7 protein-coding genes and 2 rRNA genes (1 of these 9 cut by a window edge) are annotated in these 10000 nt (G+C 65.9%); 4 read left to right on the top strand and 5 right to left on the bottom strand.

Going from position 1 to position 10000, the window contains the following annotated elements:
* Positions 1–1435: ribosomal RNA gene (locus F1654_RS05735) — 23S ribosomal RNA — on the top strand; it begins 1354 nt to the left of the window's first position.
* 89 nt (positions 1436–1524) lie between these two features.
* Positions 1525–1639, top strand: a 5S ribosomal RNA gene (rrf, locus tag F1654_RS05730).
* Between the two features lie 106 nt (positions 1640–1745).
* Here the strand turns inward: rrf and F1654_RS05725 are convergent.
* From F1654_RS05725 to recQ, 5 genes are all read right to left on the bottom strand, one after another.
* On the bottom strand, positions 1746–2996 hold the full coding sequence (locus F1654_RS05725) for an ABC transporter permease (protein ID WP_150022580.1): 1251 nt from the start codon (positions 2994–2996) through the stop codon (positions 1746–1748).
* Complete coding sequence (locus F1654_RS05720) at positions 2993–3778, bottom strand: ABC transporter ATP-binding protein (RefSeq protein WP_150022579.1); 786 nt, start codon at positions 3776–3778, stop codon at positions 2993–2995. Before F1654_RS05720 ends, F1654_RS05725 begins: the two co-directional genes overlap by 4 nt.
* A complete protein-coding gene (locus F1654_RS05715) occupies positions 3738–4991 on the bottom strand; it encodes an efflux RND transporter periplasmic adaptor subunit (RefSeq protein WP_150022578.1) in 1254 nt (417 codons plus the stop codon). The genes F1654_RS05720 and F1654_RS05715 overlap by 41 nt, the downstream gene beginning before the upstream one ends.
* A gap of 6 nt (positions 4992–4997) precedes the next feature.
* Positions 4998–5519, bottom strand: coding sequence for a hypothetical protein (locus F1654_RS05710; protein WP_150022577.1), 522 nt, complete (start codon positions 5517–5519; stop codon positions 4998–5000).
* 411 nt (positions 5520–5930) lie between these two features.
* Complete coding sequence (recQ, locus tag F1654_RS05705; RefSeq protein ID WP_233205160.1) at positions 5931–7775, bottom strand: DNA helicase RecQ; 1845 nt, start codon at positions 7773–7775, stop codon at positions 5931–5933.
* 122 nt (positions 7776–7897) lie between these two features.
* Here recQ and F1654_RS05700 point away from each other — a divergent pair, with 122 nt between their 5' ends.
* Positions 7898–9106 (top strand): CaiB/BaiF CoA transferase family protein, encoded by a 1209-nt coding sequence (locus F1654_RS05700; protein ID WP_150022576.1) that lies wholly within the window; start codon positions 7898–7900, stop codon positions 9104–9106.
* A 200-nt stretch (positions 9107–9306) separates the two neighbouring features.
* On the top strand, positions 9307–10000 hold a 694-nt coding region (locus F1654_RS05695), incomplete at its 3' end, for an outer membrane protein (RefSeq protein ID WP_233205159.1).

The following is a 10000-nucleotide window of genomic DNA, read 5'->3' as shown; positions in this document are numbered from 1 at the left end:
GCTAATCAGCGCAGGGTAAGCCGGCCCCTAAGGCGAGGCCGAAAGGCGTAGTCGATGGGAACCAGGTTAATATTCCTGGGCCAGCGGAGAGTGACGGGTGATGGACGTTGTGCGACCTTACTGGATTGGTCGTGCAGCCAGAGAGCCCCTGGAAATAGCTCCCGCATTGAGACCGTACCCCAAACCGACACAGGTGGACTGGTAGAGCATACCAAGGCGCTTGAGAGAACTCTGTTGAAGGAACTCGGCAAATTACTCCCGTAAGTTCGCGAGAAGGGAGCCTGGCATTGGGCAACCAGTGTCCAGGGGCACAGACCAGGGGGTGGCGACTGTTTACTAAAAACACAGGGCTCTGCGAAGTCGCAAGACGACGTATAGGGTCTGACGCCTGCCCGGTGCCGGAAGGTTAAAAGGAGGGGTGCAAGCTCCGAATTGAAGCCCCGGTAAACGGCGGCCGTAACTATAACGGTCCTAAGGTAGCGAAATTCCTTGTCGGGTAAGTTCCGACCTGCACGAATGGCGTAACGACTTCCCCACTGTCTCCAACAGAGACTCAGCGAAATTGAATTCTCCGTGAAGATGCGGAGTTCCCGCGGTCAGACGGAAAGACCCCGTGCACCTTTACTACAACTTCGCAGTGGCGTTAGTGGCGATATGTGTAGGATAGGCGGGAGGCTTTGAAACGTGGGCGCCAGTCCGCGTGGAGCCATCCTTGAAATACCGCCCTTATCCTCATTGACGTCTAACCGCGGTCCATGAACCTGGATCCGGGACCCTGCGTGGTGGGTAGTTTGACTGGGGCGGTCGCCTCCCAAAGAGTAACGGAGGCGCGCGATGGTAGGCTCAGAGCGGTCGGAAATCGCTCGTTGAGTGCAATGGCATAAGCCTGCCTGACTGTGAGACTGACAGGTCGAACAGAGTCGAAAGACGGCCATAGTGATCCGGTGGTCCCGAGTGGAAGGGCCATCGCTCAACGGATAAAAGGTACGCCGGGGATAACAGGCTGATGACCCCCAAGAGTCCATATCGACGGGGTTGTTTGGCACCTCGATGTCGGCTCATCGCATCCTGGGGCTGGAGCAGGTCCCAAGGGTTTGGCTGTTCGCCAATTAAAGCGGTACGTGAGCTGGGTTTAGAACGTCGTGAGACAGTTCGGTCCCTATCTGCCGTGGGTGTCGGATACTTGAGAGGAGCTGTCCCTAGTACGAGAGGACCGGGATGGACGCACCTCTGGTGGACCTGTTGTTGCGCCAGCAGCATAGCAGGGTAGCTAAGTGCGGACGGGATAACCGCTGAAAGCATCTAAGCGGGAAGCCCCCCTCAAAACCAGGTATCCCTTGAGAGCCGTGGAAGACCACCACGTTGATAGGCCGGAAGTGGACGCGCAGCGATGCGTGAAGCGGACCGGTACTAATTGCTCGATTGGCTTGATCTTACGATGCTCATGGACGGCGATCGCTTCGTCCATAAGCTGCACAAGCCCATGAAGTCACATGTCTCTACGATACGCATCGAACGCGCCGACCGGGTGGTTATTGCGAGGGGCCCACACCCGTTCCCATCCCGAACACGGCCGTTAAGACCCTCAGCGCCAATGGTACTATGTCCTAAGGCATGGGAGAGTAGGTCGCCGCCCGGTCCGCACGTTCGATGCGCCTCCATTCACAGTTTCACGAAAAGCCCCGGCCCTTGCGCCGGGGCTTTTTGCGTTCTGGGCCCGGATGGCGGCTGCAGCCGCCCGCGCCCTACAACGCGCGCAAGGCGTCCACCGGATTGAGCGCAGCAGCGCGCAGGGCCGGCGCCACGCCGGCGATCACGCCTGTGCCCGCCCCGCCGATGAGCGCTGCGGCCACATAGAGCGGCGATACGCCGGCGCTCCATCCCAGCAATGCGCCCGCCGCCCATACGATGGCGTAACCGCTGGCAAGGCCGATGAGCCCGCCCGCGGTGCACAACAGCACCGATTCAGCCAGGAACTGTCTCAAAATGTCCGACGGCGTCGCGCCCAGCGCCGAGCGCAGCCCGATCTCGCGCGTGCGTTCGCCCACCGAGACCAGCACGATATTGGCCACGCCCACCGCCCCCACCACCAGGCTGACAGCGGCGACGGCGGCCAGGGCGGCCTGAACGATCCCGATCAGCGCCTGGGTCTGTTCTGCAAATTCTTCGGTCGAGACCAGGGAGAAGGGGTCGGCCTCGCCCTCGCGCACCCGCAGGGTCTGGCGCAGATAGCCGGTGACTGCGCCGCGCCCGGCCCGCAGGGATTGTGAGCTGTCGAACTGTATGGAGATGACGTCAACCTGGTCGGGCGCGCCGGGCCGCACCCCGCGCAGGCGTTCAGCGGCCGTGGGCAGGGGCACGAAAATGGTGGCGTCTATTTCACCGAACAGTCCCGCCCCGCGCGGTTCAAGCACGCCGATGACGGTAAACGGCACGCGGTTCACCTGGATCTGGCGCCCCACTGCGACCCCGCCTGATCCGAACAGACGTTCGGCGGCTTCTGATCCCAGCACGGCGTAGCGCTCGCGCCCGGTTTCATCCTGGCGGGTGATCAGACGCCCCGAGACGGTGCGGGCGGCGCCCAGATTGAAATAGTCAGACGTCACGCCGATGGCGCGCGTGTCAAAGGCCCGCACCGGGCCGATCGCGGTCACTCGCACGAGGATTTGCGGCGCGGTGCGCACCGCGCCCGGCAGGCGCTGGCGCATGTCGGCGGCGTGGCGGGCGCGCAGGCGTGGGCCGGCGGCCTCATGGCTGGAAGACACCATGATCATGTCCGGACCCATGGCCTGGATCTGGTTGGCGACAGCATGACGCGCGCCATCCCCCAGCCCGGCGATCAGCACCACAGAGGCCACGCCGATGACGACGCCGAGAATGGTCAGCACCGACCGGGCCGGCGCCTGCAGGGCGGACCGCCAGGCCAGATTGATGCTCAGGGCCAGACGCGGCGCGCCCAGGATCCGGTCGAACACAAAGCCGATGATCAAGCTCATGTGCTTTCCCCCCCGTAAGCGCCGCTGCGGCGTTCATCGCCATCCAGGCGCCCGTTGCGGAATGTCAGCACCCGCCCGGCCCGCTCCGCGATCCCCGGATCGTGGGTCACCAGCGCCACGCTCACGCCCAGCGTGCGGTTAATCGACTGCAGATGATCAAGAATGGCCCCGCCGGTATCATCATCGAGCGCGCCTGTGGGTTCGTCGGCCAGCACCATGTCCGGGCCGGTGACGATGGCGCGGGCCACGGCGACGCGCTGCTGCTGGCCGCCTGACAGTTCGGCGGGACGGCGTGCGGCCAGTTCCTCCAGCCCGACAAGGGCCAGGGCTTCGCGCACCTTGCGGCTGCGGTCCGCCGCACCAAGGCCGGCATACACAAGGGGCGTTTCCACATTCTCCGCCACGGTGAAGCGGGCGAAGAGATTGTATTGCTGGAAGATGAAGCCGATCTGCCGGTTGCGCAGCCGGGCGGCGTCGGCGCGCGACAGGGTATGGGTGGGCGGCGCGCCAAACACGGTGACCGCGCCAGCGGTAGGCAGGTCCAGCGCGCCGGCCAGATTGAGAAAGGTCGATTTGCCCGATCCCGAGCGGCCATAGATGGCAACGAACTCACCCCTTGCGATGGTCAGATCCACATTGTCCAGGGCATGGACCGCGCTGGCGCCCTGGCCATAGATCTTGCTGACGCCGGAAAACACCAGCGCTGCGCCCTGCCTGTGGGATGCGCCGGGGGATGACGGCTCAGCCGCCACGGCGCCCGACCACGACCCGGTCGCCGGCATTGAGCGCGCCGCCGATGATCTCGGTATGCTCCTGGCCGCGCAGGCCCACCTCCACCTCCACCGGCTCCGGCGCCTGGCCAGGGCCGGACAGGACCCAGACCAGCGGTGCGCCGGAGTCTACAAGCGCCGCAACGCGCCGGCTCCGGCCCTGGCCGGACTGAAGGCGCTCGGCCTCCTCGCGCGAAACCACTGAAACGGACACCCCGCCGCGCGGCGCGGCGCTTTGATCGTGGGTATAGAGCAAGGCGGCGTTGGGCACCCGCAAGACGCGGTCGCGCTCATCGGCCAGGATCTCCACCTGTGCGGTCATGCCTGGCAACAGGACGCCATCGGGATTGGCCACCGTGATCAGGACGGGATAGGTGATCAGGAAGCCGTCCTCCTGCGGCGCGGCCACCACATTGCGCACCTCGCCCTCAAACCAGCGTTCGCGATGGGCCGGGACCCGGAAACGCACGCGAAGCCCGGGCGTGATGGCGCCGATATCAGCCTCGTCCACAGACGCCTCCACGCGCATGCGTTCAAGATCGCCGGTCAGGGTGAACAAGGTGGGTGTCTGGAATGAGGAGGCGACGGTCTGGCCCGGGGAGACATCGCGCCGGACCACAACGCCGGAGATGGGCGCGGTGATTGTGGCGCGCTGCAGATTGAGTTGGGCTTGCTCCAGCTGGGCGCGCGCCTGGCGCAGTTCGGCGGCCAGTCCTGCGGACTGGGCGTCCAGCCGGGCGCGTTCCGATTGCCGGGCGATCAGATCGGACCGCGCCGCGTCAAGCGCGCTTGCGGACGCGACCCCGCGCCCGGCTAGCGCTTCGATCCTGTTGAACTCACGCTGGCTGCGCTCCAATTCGGCGCGCGCGGCGGTCAGCTGGGCGCGGGTCTGGGCCAGCTGGGCTTCAATGCGCTCCAGGGCGGCCCGGGCCAGATCCACCGCCAGTTCGAAGGGCGCGGCCTCGAACTGCGCCAGGATCTGGCCGGCGGACACCCGGTCATCCACCTCCACATGGACCTGTTCGATAAGGCCGGACACCTGGGCGCCGACAATCACGGTCTCCAGCGCCACGACGCGCCCTGTGGTGTCCACGGCCCGCCGCACCGGTCCCTGATCGGCGTGGGCTGTGACATATTCGAGATCCGATGAGGACGGCGTCAGCCAAAGCCATAGGCCCGTCACCGCCGCCAGCACGATCAGGATCAGGATGACCGCCCGGCGCATCCGGGCCTAGCCGGCGGCAGGGGTCAGGGTGACAGAGCCGATGGAGGGCGAGACCGGAAGGACTGGATGCTGAAGAAAGCCGCGCCCGGACAGGAGGCCGCCAGCCTCGGGCTTGGCCAGTTCAAAAATCAGGCGTCCGGCTTCGGTTCCCGAAACCACGATCTGGACGATGTGGCCTGTACGCCGGCACGATGCGTCGGTGTAATCGCCGTCCGGGCTGTTGTCCTGGACGGTGCAGCGGGTGATGGCGCCGTCGCTGACGAACAATTCGACATGATAGGTTTGCAGCTCCGCGCCGTCCGCTTCCATGGCGCCTGGCGGGCCGGCGGGCGATTGCACGGTGACGTCCACCGGCATGCCCAGATCTTCATTATGGGCGGGTGCGTCCCGCGGATCGAGGACCAGCGCGAAAGCGCCGCTATAATCCTCCGGCGCCAGCGGCATGCCCGGGTCGATGCGCGTATCGGGGAATCCGGCCTGGGCTGAACAGGCGGTGACGGAAAGGGCCATCAGGGCGGATGCGAGCATTGCAAGGGGGTGTCTTACATCCATAACGCAAGTCCGCCTGTGGCTATTACGTGTCATGCTATCACCGCAGAGTAGAAGAGAGCAGCCCTTCACACAACCAAAATGAGTCGGGCTGCTCTCTTCAGTCAGGCTCAGGTGATGCATACGCAAACGCACACCCGGTCAACGGAGACACATATACAGGTCGCTGCATGGACCGCTGCGGCCGAGACAGCCGTCAGTGCGCCGCCGCCCGTGAAGACGAGCGCAAGTTTGGTGAGAGCGGTTTTCATGATGCGTCTCCAGTTAGCGCCTCGAGGGAAGAGAGGCTCGGAGGTTGTATATTGTTATCGCTGCATCCACAAGTTAATTTGCGCAATTATGAATTGTGTGAGCTGATTTCCGTGGCCTGACCGGCATATGATTTCGCGCTTACGAGTGTGCAGCGATCACCGCCAGGAAGGCTTCGCCATAGCGTTCCAGCTTGCGCGCGCCCACGCCGAACACGCCGCCCATGGCGTCCAGGGTTTGCGGGCGGGCCAGCGCCAGCTCCACCAGGGTCCTGTCGGCGAACACGGTATAGGCCGGCTTGCCCGCTTCACGCGCCAATTCCAGGCGCAGCGCGCGCAAGGCCGAATAGAGCTTGCGCTCCTGCGGGGTCTTAAGCGCTTCGGCGGCGTCCGGCGCGGCCCGCGACGGGGCCGGGGCGCGTTCGGCCGAAGGCGGGCGCAGGCGCACCTGAGCGCGGCCGAACAACACGTCTTTGCCCGCAGGCGTGATCACCCATTCGCCATGGCCGTCCACGGGCTGGTCGATCAGCCCGGCGGCGAAAAGCTGGCGGAACACGCCCATCCATTGGGCGCGGCTGAGCTCGGCGCCTACCCCGTAAGTGGGCAGGGCGTCATGGCCGTGGGCGCGCACTTTCTCGGTGTCCGCGCCGCGCAGCACGCAGATCAGATGCTCCAGCCCGAAGCGCTGGCCGGTGCGCGCGATGGCCGACATGGCCTTCTGGGCCAGCACCGTGCCGTCCATCAGCTCGGGCGGGTCGGCGCACAGATCGCAATGGCCGCAAGGACCGGTCTCTTCGCCGAAATAGGCCAGCAGCGCCTGGCGCCGGCAGCGCGGCGCCTCGCAATAGGCGATCAGCGCGCCCAGGCGGCGCAACTCCATGGCCTTGCGCGCCTCATCAGCTTCGCTTTCGGCGATCTGGCGCCGGCGCAGCGCCGCATCGCCCAGCGACCAGAGCAGGAGCGTGTCGGCCGGTTCGCCATCGCGCCCGGCCCGGCCGATCTCCTGGTAATAAGCCTCAACCGTCTTGGGCAGGCCGGCATGGACCACATAGCGCACATCGGGTTTGTCCACGCCCATGCCAAAGGCGATTGTGGCGCACATCACGCTGGCCTCGCTCTTGACGAAGCGGTCCTGACGCGCGCTGCGCTCGGCGCTTTCAAGGCCGGCATGATAGGCCAGAGCGTCCACGCCGGCCTTTTGCAGGCGGGCGGCCATTTCCTCGCACGCCTTGCGGCTGGTGCAATAGATGATGCCGGCCCGGTCCGGGCGCGCGCGCACGAAATCAAGGATCTGCTGCTGGCCTGACCGGCGCGCCGCAACGGACAGGAACAGGTTGGGCCGGTCGAACCCGGCCACGAATTCATCAGGTGCGCGGGCGAACAGGCGCGCGGCGATATCGCGCCGGGCCGCCGCGTCGGCGGTGGCGGTGAAAGCGGCGATGGGCGGAGAGCCAGCCGCGCGCGCCAGCTCGGCGATGCGCAGATAATCGGGCCGGAAATCATGACCCCACTGGCTCACGCAATGGGCCTCGTCCACCGCGATGAGATTGAGGCCCGCGCGGCCCAGCCGCTCGGCCAGGCCCGGAACCGCCAGCCGTTCGGGCGCCAGATAGAGGAGTTTGAGAACCCCCTCATCCAGCTTGCGCCAGGTAGTCTCGCGCGCCTCGGCGTCATCGGCGCTGGTCAGGCTCGCCGCCTCAACCCCCGCCGCCTGCAGGGCGCTGACCTGGTCGCGCATCAGGGCGATCAGGGGCGAAACCACCAGGGTCAGCCCGTCATTGAGCATGGCCGGCAGCTGAAAGCACAGCGACTTGCCCCGGCCCGTGGGCATGACGGCCAGTACGTCGCGCCTGGCCAGCACCGCCTCCAGGATGTCCGCCTGACCGGGGCGGAAATCGTGAAAGCCGAACACATCGCGCATGGCCGCGCGCGCCTCGGCCAGGCCGGGACGGGGGTGGCTGACAGCAGAATCAGGGCGAGCGGTCATGGCTGCCAGACTAGCGCGATTTTCGCCCCGCGCGCGTCAGCGTCACAGCCCTCACCCTTGCTTTCGGCGCGCGCGCCGTATAGCCGTTCCGGGCTTGTCCGAACAATTGGAGCCGGGCCGTCATGAGCCAGGGGGCGCTTTCCCATATCAAGGTGCTGGATCTGTCGCGCGTGCTGGCAGGGCCGTGGTGCGCGCAGATTCTGGCCGATCTGGGCGCGGATGTGATCAAGGTGGAAAACCCCGAGGGCGGGGATGACACCCGCGGCTGGGGCCCGCCCTTCCTGCGCGAGGCGGACGGCTCGCGCGCCGATGCGGCCTATTATCTGTGCGCCAACCGCAACAAGCGCTCCATCGCGGTCAATCTGCGCGAGGAAAGGGGGCGCGAGATCCTGCGCCAGCTCGCCGCTGACAGCGATGTGGTGATCGAGAACTACAAGACCGGAGGGCTGAAGAAATACGGCCTGGACTATGACAGCGTGAAGGCGCTGCGCGAGGACGTGATCTATTGCTCCATCACCGGCTTTGGCCAGACCGGGCCGCTCAGCGCCCAGCCGGGCTATGATTTCCTGATCCAGGCCATGGGCGGGCTGATGTCCGTGACCGGCGAGGACAAGCCCATGAAGGTGGGCGTGCCCGCGGTGGACCTGTTCACCGGCGTCTATGCCGCCAGCGCGGTCATGGCCGGGTTGATTGCGCGCGATCAGGGCCTGGGCGGCCAGCATATCGATATGGCGCTGTTTGACGTGCAGGCGGCCATGCTGGCCAATCAGGCGGCCAATTATCTGGTTTCGGGCCAGGCGCCGGGACGCGGCGGCAACGCCCATCCCAATATCGTGCCCTATCAGGATTTCCCCACGCTGGACGGGCGCATCGCGGTGGCGGTGGGCAATGACGGCCAGTTCGCCGCCTTTGCGCGCGCCCTGGGGCGAGCGGACTGGGCCGCTGACCCGCGCTTTCAGCGCAATGCCGCCCGGGTGGAAAACCGCGAGGTGCTGATCGCGGAAATCATTGTGGTGATGAGCGCGCGCTCCAGCGCCCACTGGACTGAGGCTTTAAGCGAGGCAGGCGTACCCTGCGGGCCGATCCACGCCATTGATGAAGTGTTCGGCCATCCCCAGGCCCGCGCGCGCGGGCTCTCGTTCGCTCTGCCCATGACCGGATGCGGCGATGCGCCCATGGTGGCCAGCCCCTTGCGGCTTTCGGCCACGCCGCCGGTCTATCGCAGCGCGCCGCCAAGACTGGGCGAGCATACGCGCGAGGTGTTGCAGGAACGCCTCGGTATTGATGAAATCGCCTGTAAAAACTTGGCCCGAGACGGTATTGTCCGCTGATGACCGGTCTTTGTCGCGGAACCAAGGTAGCCTTTGCCCGAAAATTTGAGTATGAGTCCCCTGAGGTGAATGCCGACGGGCATCGCTTCCCCTTTCCGATTTACCTTGTCGGACAGGGGAATGGGGTCCGGCGGCAGCCTTCTTGACGATCACACGAAGGGCGATACGCCCGGAGGGGGATAGGTATGAAAAAAACTCTAATGACAGCCGCGGCCCTTGGTCTGGTTCTCGGCGCACCGTCCCTGGCGGCGGCGCAAGAGGGCTGGTATGTCAGCGGCGGCGTCGGCTATGGCGCGCCTGGCAGCGCCACCGTCTCGGGCGCCCTGGGCGAACCGACTGCGGCCAATGGCGGCCGTATCAGCGGCAAGAGCAATTGGCGCCAGCGCGTCGCGCTCGGCTACCAGTTTGACAGCAATTGGCGCATCGAGGGTGAGTTCGCTCACCGCTATAACGACACCGGCGCCATCGGCAATCACGAGGACAGCCGTTCGAAATTCCATGCCTATTCGGGCATGGTCAACGTGCTGTACGACTTCGACACCGCCTCGCCCTGGCGTCCGTATGTCGGCGCCGGTCTGGGCTGGGTGCAGTCACGCGCCTCGCTGGCGGGCTGGAACACCGGCACGCGTCCGGTCGGCTCGGTCCTGCCTGACCCGCGCTACATCGAAACCCGCGATTCCGACACCGCCCTGGGCTATCAGCTCATTGCAGGCATCGGCTGGGCGCTGACCCAGAATCTGACGCTGGACACCGAGTACCGTTATTTCGGCTACTCCTCGACCAGCTACACGCCGGGTGTGAATGTGGACGCGCTGCGCGGCCACGAGGCCTGGGTGGGCCTGCGGTATCTGTTTGCGGCTCCGCCGCCTCCGCCGCCCCCGCCGCCGCCTCCGC

It is taken from the genome of Alkalicaulis satelles, assembly GCF_008630495.1.
GTDB classification, from domain to species: domain Bacteria; phylum Pseudomonadota; class Alphaproteobacteria; order Caulobacterales; family Maricaulaceae; genus Oceanicaulis; species Oceanicaulis satelles.
Note: the sequence above shows the minus strand (reverse complement) of the source record. Positions and strands in the feature narration are given on the sequence as shown.